Source organism: Aliiroseovarius sp. D2-2 (genome assembly GCF_055809455.1).
The window spans coordinates 360889-376705 of sequence record NZ_CM147913.1 but is presented as its reverse complement, the minus strand read 5'-3'; the positions used below and the strand labels follow the sequence as shown (position 1 = coordinate 376705).

General features: G+C 55.9%; 12 protein-coding genes and 1 tRNA gene. 9 read left to right on the top strand and 4 right to left on the bottom strand.

Features of this window, described 5'->3' with window-relative positions:
* Positions 1–257 precede the first annotated feature (257 nt).
* The 4 genes from AC0L6A_RS01800 (at position 258) to holA (ending at position 4953) form a co-directional block, all read left to right on the top strand.
* On the top strand, positions 258–773 hold the full coding sequence (locus tag AC0L6A_RS01800; protein WP_473291812.1) for a DUF3576 domain-containing protein: 516 nt from the start codon (positions 258–260) through the stop codon (positions 771–773).
* Between the two features lie 118 nt (positions 774–891).
* Positions 892–3447 carry a leucine--tRNA ligase gene (gene leuS, locus AC0L6A_RS01795; RefSeq protein ID WP_473291810.1) on the top strand — a complete coding sequence of 852 codons (2556 nt, stop codon included), beginning with the start codon at positions 892–894 and terminating at the stop codon, positions 3445–3447.
* Positions 3434–3931, top strand: coding sequence for an LPS assembly lipoprotein LptE (locus AC0L6A_RS01790; RefSeq protein WP_473291809.1), 498 nt, complete (start codon positions 3434–3436; stop codon positions 3929–3931). The genes leuS and AC0L6A_RS01790 overlap by 14 nt, the downstream gene beginning before the upstream one ends.
* The gene (gene holA / locus AC0L6A_RS01785) at positions 3928–4953 is read left to right on the top strand and encodes a DNA polymerase III subunit delta (protein WP_473291807.1); all 1026 of its coding nucleotides are present in this window, start codon (positions 3928–3930) and stop codon (positions 4951–4953) included. Before AC0L6A_RS01790 ends, holA begins: the two co-directional genes overlap by 4 nt.
* On the opposite strand, the gene AC0L6A_RS01780 is transcribed toward holA, so the two are convergent.
* The 4 genes from AC0L6A_RS01780 to AC0L6A_RS01765 form a co-directional block, all read right to left on the bottom strand.
* Positions 4950–6128 (bottom strand): TIGR03862 family flavoprotein, encoded by a 1179-nt coding sequence (locus tag AC0L6A_RS01780; protein ID WP_473291806.1) that lies wholly within the window; start codon positions 6126–6128, stop codon positions 4950–4952. The two genes, holA and AC0L6A_RS01780, sit on opposite strands and share 4 nt — an antisense overlap.
* Complete coding sequence (locus AC0L6A_RS01775) at positions 6125–7450, bottom strand: mechanosensitive ion channel family protein (protein WP_473291805.1); 1326 nt, start codon at positions 7448–7450, stop codon at positions 6125–6127. The genes AC0L6A_RS01780 and AC0L6A_RS01775 overlap by 4 nt, the downstream gene beginning before the upstream one ends.
* A gap of 187 nt (positions 7451–7637) precedes the next feature.
* Positions 7638–8249 carry an enoyl-CoA hydratase/isomerase family protein gene (locus tag AC0L6A_RS01770; protein ID WP_473291803.1) on the bottom strand — a complete coding sequence of 204 codons (612 nt, stop codon included), beginning with the start codon at positions 8247–8249 and terminating at the stop codon, positions 7638–7640.
* On the bottom strand, positions 8242–9000 hold the full coding sequence (locus AC0L6A_RS01765; RefSeq protein WP_473291802.1) for an SDR family oxidoreductase: 759 nt from the start codon (positions 8998–9000) through the stop codon (positions 8242–8244). The genes AC0L6A_RS01770 and AC0L6A_RS01765 overlap by 8 nt, the downstream gene beginning before the upstream one ends.
* Positions 9001–9116: 116 nt before the next feature.
* On the opposite strand from AC0L6A_RS01765, the gene AC0L6A_RS01760 reads away from it, so the two are divergent.
* From AC0L6A_RS01760 to AC0L6A_RS01740, 5 genes are all read left to right on the top strand, one after another.
* A complete protein-coding gene (locus AC0L6A_RS01760) occupies positions 9117–10463 on the top strand; it encodes a TldD/PmbA family protein (protein ID WP_473291800.1) in 1347 nt (448 codons plus the stop codon).
* On the top strand, positions 10450–11241 hold the full coding sequence (locus AC0L6A_RS01755) for an inositol monophosphatase family protein (protein WP_473291798.1): 792 nt from the start codon (positions 10450–10452) through the stop codon (positions 11239–11241). Before AC0L6A_RS01760 ends, AC0L6A_RS01755 begins: the two co-directional genes overlap by 14 nt.
* Before the next feature lie 81 nt (positions 11242–11322).
* Entirely contained in the window at positions 11323–12363 is a 1041-nt protein-coding gene (locus AC0L6A_RS01750) for a LacI family DNA-binding transcriptional regulator (RefSeq protein WP_473291796.1), read from the top strand.
* Positions 12364–12409: 46 nt separating this feature from the next.
* Positions 12410–12486, top strand: a tRNA-Arg gene (locus AC0L6A_RS01745).
* Between the two features lie 763 nt (positions 12487–13249).
* Entirely contained in the window at positions 13250–15694 is a 2445-nt protein-coding gene (locus AC0L6A_RS01740; protein ID WP_473291794.1) for an OmpA family protein, read from the top strand.
* Positions 15695–15817: the final 123 nt, after the last annotated feature.

Here is a 15817-nt window from a genome sequence, read left to right as displayed (position 1 = left end):
AGGGGAATCCGAATTGAGTATGCTTGGGTAATTCCATCTTTCCGGCGGTCATTGCAAGCGGGCTGAAACGTTGAAAACCGTTTGCGGGTGGCATTGGTGCTTCTATGCCACAGTTTCTTTCCCGCATCTGGCGAAAACCCACAATATCAAGAGATTCTTCCAAAAATCGGGTGTTTCACAACATTTGGGAAAACGCTTGCCCGCCCGCAGGTGCTTATATACTAACAAGAAGAATTTTCAGCATATGGGGCTGTTTCATGGGCATCCTTAGAACTTCCGCTTTCGGTCTGTCGTTAATTGCCATCCTTGGTCTGTCTGCCTGTGGCGGCAGCCGTGGGTCAGCCGGATCGGGCAATATTTTTGGCGGAGGCTCAAACGCCCAGCAACAAAGTGGTGGTGTGCAACACACCCCACAAGCTGAAGAACCGCGTGAGACGATCTGGGATTTGTTCAAGAACGTGGACGATCCTAACACCACTGTCGAAGTGAACCGTTATATCTGGAACGCCTCACTGGACGTTCTAAGCTTTATGCCTGTTCAAGCGGCTGATCCGTTCTCGGGCATTATAGTGTTCGGATTTGGTCGTCCGCCGGGTGGTGGCAGCGCCTATAAGGCCACTGTATATGTACGTGACCCTGCCTTGGACGCGCGTTCGCTGTCTGTTGCGCTTTATTCGCGTAGCGGCCCCGCCAGCGCCGAGGCTGTCCGCAAGATCGAAGATGCGATCCTGACACGGGCACGCCAGCTTCGAATTCGTGACGGCAAGCTCTGAGCTTCTCGTACATGCATCGTCCCGCGATAAGGCCAAAGGCCCTAGACCCGGATCGACCAGACTTATAAGACATGCGCCGGGCCACTCGCCCGGCGTTTTCACATCAAGGACCTGACGAATGTCGCGATACACTGCCGCCGATATCGAACCGAAATGGCAAGAAGCTTGGGACGAGGCTGGGATTTTCACCGCCAAACGCGATGAGACCAAGCCCAAATACTATGTGCTTGAGATGTTTCCCTACCCGTCTGGCCGTATCCATATGGGTCACGTGCGCAACTACACGATGGGCGATGTGATCTCACGCTACAAAGCATCCTGTGGGTTTTCGGTGCTCCACCCGATGGGTTGGGATGCGTTCGGTATGCCCGCCGAAAACGCTGCGATGGCAACCGGAGGCCACCCAAAAGACTATACCTACGGCAACATCGCGACCATGAAAGGTCAGATGAAGCCTCTGGGCCTGTCGATTGACTGGTCGCGTGAATTTGCCACATGTGACCCCGAATACTACGGCCAACAGCAGTCCATGTTCATCGACTTCATGGAACGTGGGCTGGTTTACCGCAAGAACGCCACAGTAAACTGGGACCCGGTTGATATGACCGTTCTGGCCAATGAACAGGTGATCGACGGCTGCGGCTGGCGCTCGGGTGCTCCGGTGGAACGTCGCGACTTGACACAATGGTTCTTTAAAATCTCAGATTACTCGGGCGAATTGCTGGATGCGCTGGACGGTTTGGACAACTGGCCCGAGAAAGTGCGCACCATGCAAGCCAACTGGATTGGCAAATCGCAAGGTCTGCAATTCTCGTTCGAACGCACGGATGGAGACGACGGGATCGAGGTGTACACCACGCGCCCGGACACTCTGATGGGCGCATCTTTCGTTGGCATCTCGCCCGATCATCCGATTTCCAAGGCGCTTGAGGCTGAAAACCCCGAAATTGCCGCCAAGATCGCAGACATGCGTAAGGGTGGTACAACAGCAGAAGCCATCGAAACCGCCGAGAAGCTGGGCTATGACACCGGCATCCGCGTAAAACACCCGCTGAACCCGGATTGGGAGCTGCCCGTCTGGATCGCCAACTTCATTCTGATGGATTACGGCACCGGCGCGATTTTCGCCTGTCCGGCGCATGACCAGCGCGATTTGGACTTCTGTCGCAAATACGATTTGCCCGTTGTCGACACGTTCTTGGCTCTGGAAGATCCTTCGCCCGTTAAAAACGAAGCTTTCGTGCCGCCGAAGACCGAGTCTGTGAAATGGGTAAACCACTTCGCCGGTCTGGATGAGGCTACCGGAGAAGAAGCCGTCGCCGCGACCATTGCATTTGTCGAAAATGCTGGCTGGGGCACAGGTGTCACCAACTATCGACTGCGCGACTGGGGCTTAAGCCGCCAGCGCTATTGGGGTTGCCCGATTCCCGTCGTGCATTGCGACGATTGTGGCGTGGTGCCCGAGAAGAAAGAGAACTTGCCAGTCAAACTGCCCGAGGATGTCACTTTTGACGTGCCCGGCAACCCGCTGGACCGCCACCCGACTTGGCGCGACTGTGCTTGCCCGTCTTGCGGCAAGCCTGCGAAGCGCGAAACCGACACGATGGACACATTCGTCGATTCGTCTTGGTATTACGCGCGCTTCACTTCGCCGGGTGCCGCCACGCCGACCGATTTGGCGGAAGCCTCCTATTGGATGAATGTCGACCAGTATATTGGCGGCATCGAACACGCGATCCTTCACTTGCTGTACTCACGCTTCTTTGCGCGCGCGATGAACATCTGTGATCATCTGCCCGAAAAAGCGCGCGAGCCGTTCAATGCGCTGTTCACGCAAGGCATGGTGACACACGCGATCTATAAGAACGCGGAAAGGACCGATGAACACGGCCGCGCGATCTATCACTACCCGGAAGAGGTCGAAGACCGCGACGGCGTGACCGTTGTGGCTGCCACCGGTGAAAAAGTGACCGTCATTCCTTCGGCGAAGATGTCGAAATCGAAAAACAATGTGGTCGATCCGGTGAACATCATCGACGCCTTCGGCGCAGACACTGCCCGTTGGTTTGTTCTCAGCGATTCGCCCCCCGAACGGGACGTGGAATGGACAGCTTCGGGTGCAGAAGCTGCGGCCAAGCACCTAAGCCGCGTTCATGCGACCGCCGTGAAGATCGCCGATATGGATGACGCGGACGGCAATGACGCAGAATTGCTGCGCGCGATGCACAAAGCCATCCACGATGTGACCATGGGCATTGAAAGCTTCGGCTTCAACGCCGCCATCGCCAAGCTTTATGCCTTCCAGAACGCTATTGCTAAGTCGAAAGCCGGTGGAAAGACACAGAAGCTGGCCATGCGGACCATGGCACAGCTGATGTCCCCCATGACGCCACACCTTTCCGAAGAGGTCTGGACAATGTCGGGCGGTGAAGGGCTGGTGGCGCAGGCTGCATGGCCCAAAGCAGACGAAGCCATGTTGGTCGAAGACACAGTGACCATGCCGATCCAGATCAACGGCAAACGCCGTGCGGAAATCAGCGTGCCCAAGGACATGGACAAAGCCGAGGTTGAAAAACTTGCGCTGGCCGAGGATGCTGTCGTCAGGGCGCTTGATGGAAAAGCCCCGAAAAAAGTCATCGTTGTTCCGGGACGTATTGTGAATGTCGTCGTCTAATCGCCGCCTCTTCCTGATCTCTGCCATAGCCGGGCTGGCTCTGGCCGGTTGCGGGTTCACGCCCGTGCATGGTCCGGGGGGATCGGCCGAAGGCTTGCGCGGTGCGGTGACAGTGACCGCTCCGAACGATGCCAACAGCTATGAATTCGTGAAACGGATGGAAGAACGGCTGGGCCGCAACCTGTCTGCGCCCTATCGGTTGGATTACTCAATCACCACCAAGTCCGAAGGTGTTGGTGTCACGCCGCGACAAGAGATCAGCCGCAACCAGGTTCTGGGTGTAATCGAATTCGCTGTAACCTCGATCGCAACGGGTGAGGTCGTGGATCGCGGGACGGTCACAAACTTCACATCCTATTCGACGGAAGGGTCCACAGTGTCGACGGCCTCTGTCGAACGCGACGCAAACCGGCGCTTGATGGTGCTTCTGGCTGATCAGATCACCACGCGCTTTATTGCAACCTTTTCGGGTTGGGGCGAATGAAGCTACCCCCGCGTGACGCGAGCAGCTATTTCGCCAAACCCGACCCCAAACGGATGGGTATTCTGATATTTGGGGCAGACGCCATGCGCGTGGCGTTGAAACGGCAAGAGCTGATTGCAAATCTAATTGGACCAGAGGGCGAAGACGAAATGCGTCTGACACGCATTCCCGCCGCTGAGTTGCGCAAAGACCCTGCCCTTTTGTCTGACGCGATCAAGGCGCAAGGGTTCTTTCCCGGTCCCCGCGTGGCATTTGTCGAAGATGTCACAGACGCGCTGGCCAAGATCATCACCCCGGCAATTGCAGATTGGCAGGACGGCGACGCGCAGGTTGTGGTGACGGCTGGATCGCTGACCGCACGATCCGCGTTGCGCAAACTGTTCGAAGGCCACCCCAACGCTTTTGCCGCAGGTATCTATGACGACCCCCCATCACGGGAAGACATTGAAGCCGACCTGAAGCGCGCGGGCATTCAGCAGGTCAGTCCAGAGGCCATGACAGACCTTGTTGGGTTGTCGCGCGATCTGGACCCCGGCGATTTCCGGCAAACTGTGGAAAAGCTGGGCCTTTACAAACTTTCCGACCAAACACCGGTAACCCCAGATGATGTATCGGCCGTTGCACCTGCTTCGACCGAGGCTGCATTGGATGACCTTCTGCACGTTGTGGCCGAAGGGAAATCAGGCGAAATAGGCCCTATTCTTGCGAAATTGCAGGCACAGGGCGTCGCGGCCGTGGGGCTTTGCATTGGGGCAACCAGACATTTCCGCGCGCTTCATGCGGCCAGCTCTGATCCGGCGGGACCTGGGCAAGGCATCAACCGTTTGCGCCCTCCGGTCCATTTCAAATCACGTGATCGGATGGTCCGGCAGGCCCAGAAATGGGGGTTGGGACGGTTAGAGCAAGCCTTGGAAGTGCTGATCGACACGGACCTGAAGCTGCGTTCAGCTCAGAAAGCCCCGCAGATGGCGTTGATGGAACGCACTTTGATCCGATTGGCGATGCTTGGCGGCAAACGCTAGCCCGCATTAGCCCAGTTTGCTGCCGCGCGCCCCGCGTGACGCCCTGTGGCAAAACAGGTGGTCAAAAGATATCCACCAGTCGGGGCTTCCCAATCCAGCATTTCCCCGCACGCAAAGATGCCGGGCAGAGATTTAATCATCAACCCCTCATCAAGCGCGTCAAAGGACACTCCACCCGCGGTCGAAATCGCCTCGTCCATCGGTCGCGGTCCAGTGTGTGCAACGGGAAGCGTTTTGATCAATCTGGCGAGTTTTCCCGGGTCCGTTGGAAGGGGACGCGCGAATTCTTGCAATAGAGCGATCTTCACCGGATCAAGCTTCAGCGTCTTTCGCAGGTGGTTCGACAGGCTTGCTTTACCGCGCGGCCGGGACAAGCGGTCTGATACGTCCTGCAAGCTTCGGTTCGGGACCAGATCTAGGGTCAGCGCCGCACCTTCGCGCATCTCGCGGCTTACGGAATAGATTGCTGATCCCTCTAACCCGCGGGATGAGACGACAAACTCACCCAAAACCGATTGGGTCCCTGCCATAACTCGTATGGTTTTCACCGGCTGGCCGAAATGGCGAGACATGTGGTCGCTCCAATCCACAATGAATCCCATATTGGCAGGCTTGAAAGGCGCGATCGATACGCCGTTTTCTGCAAGAATAGAGACCCATCTGCCATCAGACCCTAAACGCGACCAACTGGCCCCGCCCAGCGCCAAGACCGTAACATCAGGTGCTAACTGCTTAGGCCCGTCAGGCGTGTCGAACTGCATCGCATTGCCTGCGATGCCAACCCACCGCCAGTTTCGGTGAAGCTTGACGCCAAGCTTGTCCAGCCGTTCAAGCCACGCGCGCAGTAAGGGCGAAGCCTTCATAGCCTTGGGAAACACCCGTCCAGAGGACCCTGTGAAAACCTCTTGCCCTAAGCCCAGCGCCCATTCTTGCACAGCCTCGGGTCCGAAATCCGAGACGATCTTCTTAAGCTCTTCTGAGCCGTGAATTTGATCCAAGAACGGCGAAATAGGCTCTGATTTTGTAAGATTCAGTCCCGACTTTCCTGCCATCAGGAACTTACGTGCGGGTGATGGTTTGGCATCAGCCACGATAACCGACAGACCGGCCTGCGCCAGCTTTTCGGCGGCCATCAATCCTGCAGGGCCAGCCCCGATGACAAGCGCAGTTTTCACGAGGTTTTCGATCCGTCGCCCAACATCTCGACCACGCGATGCGGATAGGGGATTTCAACCTTGTTCGCTTTCAATGTCTTCCAGATTTGCATCATCACGCGTGGCGTGAATTTGTTGCGGCCATCATCAATGCCGTTCACCCAGAACTCCAAAGCGAAATCGACACCGCTGTCCCCGAAGGCGCGCAATTCGCAGTCCGGCATATGCTCTTTCGTGTCAGTTAGAACGAAGTCCAATTCGGCAACGGCCTTTTCGATCAAAGCAGGCACAGCTTCGATGTCCGCCTTGTAGCTGACCGAAAACGGCGCTTCGTACCGATTGGCACTGCCGGCATCTGAGTAATTCACCACACGTGTGGTGATGAAATGCTCGTTCGGGACAACAATCCAGCGGCCGTCAAACGTCTCTAATATAGCGGCACGGGCCGTCATTTTGACAATTGTGCCAGCTTCACCGCCATCCAGTTCAACGTAATCGCCAACTGTTGCCTGGCCTTCCAAAAGAAGGATGACCCCCGAAATGAAGTTCGAGGCGATCTGCTGCAACCCAAAGCCCAACCCGACGCCAATCGCACCACCAAGAACGGCCAGCGACGTCAGGTTGATGCCCATGATGTTCATTAAGACAAGGAACGCGACGCCGAAGATGCTAATCTCGGCAGCTTTCACAGCCAGTTCGCGCGTGGCTGGGCGCATTTCTTCCTGCTTCTTGATAGCCTGAGCAGTTTGATTATTTGACCAGCGGCCCAGCCAGAAAATCACCCCCCCTACAACGGCAAAGCGGATCGCAAACAGAAGGGAGAAGCTCATATTGCCCAGTGGCACAACTGTCTCGTCCAGTTTCGCAACCACCAGATCCAAAAGGCCAACCGCATACAGCGCGGCCATAGGGATCAGAATGTATTTACCCAGAAGCTTCAGGAAAGAATCACTGATGATCTTGTGAACAAAGGCGCGCACCGCAAGGAATAGGAAGACCCGTTTGCCGAAGGCGATGACCGCACCGGACCCGAAGATCGATCGCGTGACCTGTTCACCCAGCGCGGTATAGGCCCAAGCCAAAAGCGGCATCGTCAATGGCAGGAAGATCAGCGCAAAAAGGCGAGTTTTTGCAATCGGGTGGTTCTGATCCCCTTTGGGGGTCAGGATGCGTGTCAGGAAAGGCTCAAGCTTTTTATCGGTCAACCGCGCAGCAAGATAAGCGACGATCAGAATACCGAACTGAGACCACGCGGCTGGGGATAATAGCCACCCTTCGGCGATATCCCATCCCTGGTTGAAATAGCCCAACGCCGTATCCACGATCTGAGGTCGATTTTCCATCTGCTTTTCCTTGCCTTCACGCAAACCCTGATGAAACGTTTAGAGATGGATAGCGGTTTAGCCTCAAAGGGCAAGCATTCCTTGGGAGTTTGAGCGTAGTTTGGACGGGAAATATCGCGTGTTCTGACGCAAAAACTTGCGACCGGACAGCAGCTCGACGCCAATTTCTGGCTGGATTAGAGCCTGTTTATGGAACCATACGTTTCATAGCGGCCACATGATCTGCGCTTTGGGTGCGCGCATGATCTGCTAGCTCAATTGCAGCGCCCATCAGATCCTCTGGCTCAACAACCCGATCAATCAAACCCCAGCTCAATGCCTCGTCCGTCAGGATTTTCTGGCCAGCCATGAGGATCATCTTAGCCCGCGCCGGCCCCACAAGCGCAGTCATGCGCGCGGGGTCTGATGATTGGGGCAGATAACCCAGCTTCATCACAGGATAGAAAAACTTGGCGCTTGGAGCTGCTATGCGCAAATCACAAGCCAAGGCCATGCCAAACGCGCCGCCTGCAAGCGTACCATTCAAGGCTGCAATTGTCAGACACGGTGCGGCGGCGATAGCCCCGGACAGACGCTCCCACACATCATCCGTGGCCAACCCTGCCTTCGCTTCGTCCAAGTCGGCGCCGGCAGAAAACACTTTGCCCGCGCCAGTCAGGATCAGCACGCGCGCGTCACCCGCAGCGTCCTGCGCGATCTGCGCCAGCTCTAACAACATCGCCTTTGTAAGCGAGTTCGCCTTGTCCGGTCGGTTGATTGTCACCGTCCAGACACCGTTTTCTTTAGTAACGTTAATCATCCGAATACGTTCGCCCGTTTTCTGATTTCCACATCTCGAAGCGAGATTCTTGCCCAAGAAACTCGTCGGCATCTTCCGAACACATCCACAGAAGGGCGCGCGCGGGCCATTCGGCCGGAATGTGATCGTCCCAATTCAGTTGTGCCACGGCATTGATGCCAGAAGTCTTGATCTCGCGCTGCATTTGGGTCGCCACTGTGCCAGGTGACAGGCCAATAGCGCGAATGCCCTTGCCTGCGGTTTCAAGGTGAAGCGCTTCATTGAACATGTGCACGCCTGCCTTCGACGTACAATAATGTGCCCAGCCCTCTAATGGTCGATGCGCAGCCCCTGAACTGATGGTCAGGATCGATCCCCCACCTTGTTCGATCATGTAAGGAAGGGCAGCTCTTGCGCCGTAATAGACACCTTTTAGGTTCACATCGATCACATGGCCCCAGCCTTCCGGGTCCGAAGTTTCCAGTGGCCCGATCGGCTCAATCACACCAGCATTGTTGATCAGCACATCCACGGTGCCAAAGCGCCCATGGGCCATGTCGACCGCAGCTTTAACTTGGCTCCAATTTGATACGTCACACGTCACGGCAAGTGCGCGTTCTCCGATTGATTCCGCTATCGCCTGAATTTGGCCTGCGCTACGGGCCGTCAGCACCACATTTGCACCAGCTTGCGCAAAGATGTGCGCGGCGGCTTCTCCGATCCCGCGGCTGGCACCGGTAATCAGTACGGTTTTTCCTGTCATATCATGCATATGGAGCCCTCCCTGCCTGTAATGCTAGCGCAGCATCACCACAGAAGCCAGAGACACATCTTGCGAGCGCGAGGTGCAGAGGTTACCTGAAAGGCACGTAATGGAAAGGACGCCTCATGCGCGCATCGCTTAACAGCTTGACCCAACAGCTTTTGGACGCCGCCCGAAAAGCGGGGGCCGATCAGGCTGATGCCTTGGCCGTCGATGGTACCTCGGTTTCGATCGATGTCTTGAACGGCAAGCTGGAACATGCGGAACGGTCCGAAGGTGTTGATATTGGGCTGCGCGTGATGCTGGGTCAGCGTCAGGCCTGCGTGTCGGCATCAGACGTGTCAGAGGCAACGATTGAAGCCATGGCCGAGCGTGCCGTGGCAATGGCCAAGGAAGCGCCCGAAGATTCCCATATCGCGCAGGCTGATCCTGCCGATCTGGCAACGGACTGGGATCTGGACGCACTGGAAATGGCGGATCCGAGCGCCGAGCCTGACCCTACCGCGCTGGAACGTGACGCGTTAGAGGCCGAAGCCGCCGCATTGGCTGTCGATGGCGTATCGCAGGTCAGCAGTTCTTCGGCGGGATATGGGCGGCACCAATTCCACTTGGCGTGCTCGAATGGATTTTCCGGTGGCTATGGCCGCACCAACCGGGCAATTTCGACAGTTGCCATCACCGGCGAAGGTGCAACGATGGAACGTGACTACGCCGGCGAAATGCGCATCTTTCAGGCCGATCTGCCCAGCGCGGAAGAGATCGGAACCAAAGCGGGCAATCGTACCGTGGAACGGTTGGGCGCAAGAAAGCCGCCCACTGGTGCATATCCGGTACTTTATGACGAGCGTATTTCTTCATCGCTTATCAGCCACCTACTCTCCGCCTCAAACGGCGCGATGATTGCGCGCGGCTCATCTTGGCTGCTGAATGCGCTGGGCGAACAGGTGTTGCCGGACGGGATCGACCTGATCGAAGACCCGCACCGCAAACGTATTTCCGGCTCGCGCCCATTCGACGGCGAAGGGCTGGCCACTACGACCCGAAAGATCGTCGACAATGGGCAGCTGACCGGCTGGACGATGGACATTTCTACAGCCCACCAGTTGGGCATGAAAAGCACTGCAAGTGCGTCGCGCGGAACATCCTCTCCGCCCTCACCCTCAATCTCAAATGTGGCTCTAACTCAGGGCGATTTGACCAAGGAAGATTTGATCGCACAGATGGGTACCGGGCTTCTGGTGACCTCGATGATCGGTTCGACGATCAACCCAAACACCGGCGACTATTCCCGTGGCGCATCTGGTTTCTGGATCGAAAACGGAGAGATCGCCTATCCGGTCAATGAGTGCACCATCGCGGGGAATTTACGCGATATGCTGAAGCGTATCACGCCCGCCAATGATGCCGAAGCGCATCTAAGCCGGATGATCCCAAGCTTGCTGGTCGAAGGGATGACCCTTGCCGGTGACTGATGATCTGTCCCTTCTGATCGACGCGGCACAAAACGCGGGCAAGATCGCATCGGGCTTCTTTCACGGATCCGCTGAACGCTGGGATAAACCCGGTGGCCAAGGCCCCGTGACCGAAGCTGATCTGGCAGTGGATCGCATGTTGCGCGCCGAGCTGACAAGCTCGCGCCCCGGCTATGGATGGCTTTCGGAAGAGACCGAAGATACCCCCGCGCGGCTTGAGGCCGAGCAGGTTTTCATTGTCGATCCAATCGACGGAACACGGTCTTTCATCGAAGGTTCGACCACTTGGGCACATTCACTGGCCATTGCCCGAAACGGTATCGTGGAAGCGGCCGTGGTATATCTGCCCGAACGCGGCAAGCTCTATGCGGCGGCAAGGGGGCAAGGTGCAACGCTAAATGGCGACGCTTTGACCGTCAGCCCCAAAACGGACGTTGAGGGCGCTACAGTGCTGGCGTCGAAACCCAATTTCGATCCTACTTTCTGGCGAAACCGAGACGTTCCCCCGGTTGAACGCGTGTTCCGAAGCTCCTTGGCTTACCGGCTTTCACTGGTGGGCGAGGGTCGGTTTGACGCCATGATGACCCTGCGCCCCACATGGGAATGGGACGTCGCCGCTGGGTCACTTATTGTCGAAGAAGCAGGCGGTAAAGTGACCGATCAAGCCAAAGGGTTTGCACGGTTCAATAACCCGCATCCGCAGTTGCACGGCATGGTGGCAGGCACCCCACCGGTCCAAGATGCTCTGGTCACAAGGTTAGCGGAAACGTTAGCCTAACAATCCAGTGAAAAAAGGGCATTGCCAAGCGTCCACCTATCGCTAACATATGATAAATCTCATATGTTTAAGGATGCCTTCGTGACAGACACCCGTACCCCCCCGAACCGCCGCCCCCTGACCCTCCGTGACGTTTCTGAAGCCTCGGGCGTCAGCGAAATGACGGTCAGCCGGGTGTTGCGCAATCGCGGGGATGTCAGTCAGGCAACGCGCGATCGCGTATTAGAAGCCTCGAAAGAACTGGGTTATGTCCCCAACAAGATCGCAGGTGCGCTAGCCTCGCAACGGGTGAACCTTGTGGCCGTGGTCATCCCATCTCTGTCAAACATGGTTTTCCCTGAAGTCATGATGGGCATCAACGAGGTGCTGGACGAAACGCCTTTGCAGCCCGTCTTCGGGGTTACAAACTACGATCCCGTGCGCGAAGAGAAAGTGCTGTATGAAATGCTCTCCTGGCGTCCGTCTGGTGTGATCATCGCCGGACTGGAGCACTCGGACGCTGCGAAGGCGATGCTAAAGGCCGCTGGTATTCCCGTGGTCGAGATCATGGATACGGATGGCGATGCAATTGACGCCTGCGTGGGCATTTCGCACCGTCGCGCCGGACGCAAGATGGCCAAAGCGATCTTGAAAGCCGGGTACAAGAACATCGGCTTTCTTGGCACTAAGATGCCGCTGGATCACCGCGCCCGTAAACGGTTCGAGGGCTTCACGGAAGTCTTGGCCAAGGAAGGGATCGAGATTGCAGATCGCGAGTTCTATGAAGGCGGGTCCGCTTTGGCCAAAGGGCGCGAAATGACCGAAGCCATGCTAGAACGCACTCCCGAACTGGATTTCCTGTACTATTCCAACGACATGATCGGCGCGGGCGGGCTTCTCTACTGTCTCGACAAAGGGATTGCCGTGCCGGGTCAAGTTGGCTTGGCGGGCTTCAATGGCGTGGAACTGTTGGATGGGTTGCCGCGCAAGCTGGCCACCATGGATGCCTGCCGAAAAGAGATCGGCCGCGCGGCAGCAAAGATCGTAGCAGATCGCAGCACTGAAAGCGGCGATACCGGAGGCGGCGAGCGCATCGAGCTTTCCCCCAAGATCGAAGCTGGCCAGACCCTAAAACGCCGCTGAACCTTTCTGGACAAGCCCGCATGGCTTGCCTATTCCCTGCATAGAAGGCCCCGTGGCTCAACTGGATAGAGCAGCCCCCTCCTAAGGGGCAGGTTGCAGGTTCGAATCCTGCCGGGGTCACCAACACCTGTCTAAGCACTTGATTCTACTTCATTTATTAGTTGAATTGGAACTTGTATCGAGGAAGTAGGGCGTTTTTGTTCTATTTACCTGCCGCTGAGCGACTTTCTCTTGTTGAGACTGCTAATGTATCGCTCAATCTCCGACAAACACTCGTGACCAGTCCACGCTCCAATCTGGGCAGATGCTCTGCGCGCTTCAGCAAGCGCTCTGGTGCGGCTTTTCCTAAGGCTGAGGGCTAGCTCATGGATCCCCGCAGCCTTCGTTCTAGAAGCAAACCACTGGCCTGCAGCTTTCACACTCCGAGACGTCCCAAAGGCTGCTGTGATCCAAATAATGTGTTTTCCTGAATCCCATCCAGTCAATATTCTAAGATAACCTACAAGAGCAGTGTTGCAGATTTCGCAAAATCTAAACTTTTTTGCATAGCCGCAATAACTGGCCGTATTTTTAACCATTTATTAACTATTATACTGGGCAAGCGAGCGACCCAATAACTCGAGACGCTGGGTGATTACAGGTTATTGGCAACCAAAACGATCTACAGGAATGGCGAGAAGTGATGGGTAGGGGTGGAAAAGGCTTTAATCCAGTTGGCTGGATTTGGGTTCTCAATTGTATCTTGGGTGGCGTCGTCGATCGATTTTTAAGGGCGGCTGCAACAGCGATCGCTCTAATTTTATTGACCAATCCAGCACTGGCTGGGAACTTCACAATTTCCTCAAGTAGTAGCACGGGAGCCAGCGGCACCGTAACTGACAATGGTGTGTCCGGATCCTTCACTTTTACACGCACAGCTGCAACCAGTTATGGCAATGTGATTTTTACCGGTGGCGCCAGCGGACTACAGGCCGCAAATCAAAGCCAAATAAGTATTGCGCCAGATTCGTTCAACTTTTCGTTCAATGTTACACCACCAGCGGGCTATTCGGCTCGCATCTCGGTTTTGCAAGCGCCCTATTCAGGTGGCGGAAGCAGTGAAGCATCAGACCGGACGCTAACTTGGGCCGGTGGAGGAAACGCAGTCGTATCTGATCCAAGCTCATATACTGGAAATGACAACGGACAGGTAGATTTTCCTCCTTACAATGCAGCAAATGCGTCCTGCACTAACTTAGGTCTAGAGAACCAGATTGAAGGCTATGCTACCGGCGATACGCTCAGTTCGGGTGCCACGTTTATCTCTTACAGAGTACACAATTCACGCGCGGCTTGGAACATCACGCTGCCAGAAGGTGTTAATAGCCTAGGCATTGCAAACGCCACGAGGCAGTTCACGCAGTACCCCGGTCTTACGCCCACCGCAGGCTGTGATCCAGCGACAATTGCGGGTAGGGAGTATGAATCTACCGGTGAATGGATTTCGGTTAACGTCGAGTTTGTGTTGTGGAGCACCATCGATGCGATCGACGACACACCAGCAGCCGTAGATGGTGCCGCTGGCGGAACCATTCCCAACGTTGTGGCCAATGACACGCTGGATGGCGTGGCCAACCCGACCATCGGCACCGATGTCACCGTCAACGAGACGGGTACAGCGCAGGACGGGACGACAATCCTTGGCCTGGATGTCACGCCAGCCGATGGCGGCATCACATTAAACCCAGCCAATGGGGAAGTGGTGGTCGCCCCGGGCACAACTGCAGGTACTTATGTCTATACCTATGAGATTTGTGAGGTACTCAACCCCACAAACTGCGCAACAGCTGAGGTTGAACTGATTGTTTTAGGCCCGGACGTGGACTTGGTCAAAGAGATCGAAGAAGATCTCACCGCCATTCTGGAAGAAGATCTGGCCAATACACTGACACAGCAAAGCCGCCAGATTAGTAGTTATTCAGCTGATGCCGTTGATCGCCTTCAGAGCAGATCTCATGATGGCTGTCTGGCCGCGGTAAATGCACGCCTTAAGACAGAAAACATCCTGTTCGATGCGGACAAGGCCCTCATCAAACAGCAAAGCCACCGTGTCCTCGATGAACTCGCGACAATCCTGATGAGCTGTCCCGGCAGTGCATTCGAGATCGCTGGTCACACCGACAGCGATGCTTCTGATACCTATAACATCGACCTTAGCCAACGCCGCGTCGTGACTGTACGCCAAGCACTTGCGCAGCGTGGAGTGGACACAGCTGGTTACATCGCCCGCGGTTATGGCGAAAGCCAACCCATCGCAAGCAATGCCACTGCAGCCGGTAAGGCACGCAACCGGCGCGTTGAGTTCCGACCGATTGAAGGAGACGATTATCACGGGCCTTGTAATGACAGTTTCAGCCTGCAGCGCACACTTGATGCTCGGGCCGACGACACTGGCATGACCGTCAACGGGCAGTTTGTTAGGGATCAACATGATTGTAGAACTGACCACCGTGAAGTGTTCGAAGGCTCGCTTAGCTATCTGGATACAGAAACTGGTCAGACACAAAGTGCGATCAACCTGTCCTATCGTCGGGAAAAATATCGCGGTAGCGACAGTGTCTTTGGCTACTTCATTGGGCTTTACAGTACGCAATCTGACGTAACGCGTCTTGCAGACGGCGATATACGCGGTTTGGGCATCAATGCTGGCATCTACGGAGCGAAGCGTCTTACGAGTGAGCTGTTCGTTGACTACTATCTGGGGGCAGCGGCCGGGCGCCATACCTTCGACCTCGCCTTTGACCGCAGTATCGGTACGATTAATGCGACTGGTAACTACGATTACTTTGCTGGCTTTGCTGGTGCGGCCCTTTCGGGACGGGTTGAGCTTGGTGAAACCACTCTGAAACCCCGTGTTGGTTTCGACTATATCTACTCGCCAGGAGCCGACGTCGAAGTGATCGCCGAGTTGGGCGCTCTAACACAGGTTGGCAATCTCGAGCTTGATGCGATCTCGGGTGGCCGGGTTTTTGCTGAAATTCGCGCCGATCATCCCCTCCAAAATGGCGCTGCCAATTTTTGGATCAACCCGCGTGTCGCTTGTTACCAGTCTCTCGGCGGGCTTGATGGAGTTTGCGGAATTGGCGGCTCTATTGGTGTCGAAAGTACGGACCAAGACAGTGACCTTACTTATGCCGTCAAGATCGACGGAGAGTGGGGCAAAGGTTACTCAAGCGGATCGATCACCGGCAGCGTCAGCCGTCGGCTAGACGTTGGTACCATCAGCGGCAACGCAACGATGAACTCAACAGGTACGCCAACACTTGGTGGGAAATACGAAATCCAGTTCTAGTTGTTCCGACAAGAACGGAAAAAGAGAAGGCAGGGCCAAAATGGTCCTGCCTTTTTTGTCTACCGTGGGGAAGGGCATTGCGGCGCCAAGGTTCGCTTTGCGTTTCCCGTATGTTTGCCAGCT

Coding starts and splice junctions, on each gene's coding strand:
- AC0L6A_RS01800 (WP_473291812.1), top strand. CDS start 258: ATGGGCATCCTTAGAACTTCCGCTTTCGGTCTGTCGTTAATTGCCATC.
- leuS (WP_473291810.1), top strand. CDS start 892: ATGTCGCGATACACTGCCGCCGATATCGAACCGAAATGGCAAGAAGCT.
- AC0L6A_RS01790 (WP_473291809.1), top strand. CDS start 3,434: ATGTCGTCGTCTAATCGCCGCCTCTTCCTGATCTCTGCCATAGCCGGG.
- holA (WP_473291807.1), top strand. CDS start 3,928: ATGAAGCTACCCCCGCGTGACGCGAGCAGCTATTTCGCCAAACCCGAC.
- AC0L6A_RS01775 (WP_473291805.1), bottom strand. CDS start 7,450: ATGGAAAATCGACCTCAGATCGTGGATACGGCGTTGGGCTATTTCAAC.
- AC0L6A_RS01770 (WP_473291803.1), bottom strand. CDS start 8,249: ATGATTAACGTTACTAAAGAAAACGGTGTCTGGACGGTGACAATCAAC.
- AC0L6A_RS01765 (WP_473291802.1), bottom strand. CDS start 9,000: ATGCATGATATGACAGGAAAAACCGTACTGATTACCGGTGCCAGCCGC.
- AC0L6A_RS01760 (WP_473291800.1), top strand. CDS start 9,117: ATGCGCGCATCGCTTAACAGCTTGACCCAACAGCTTTTGGACGCCGCC.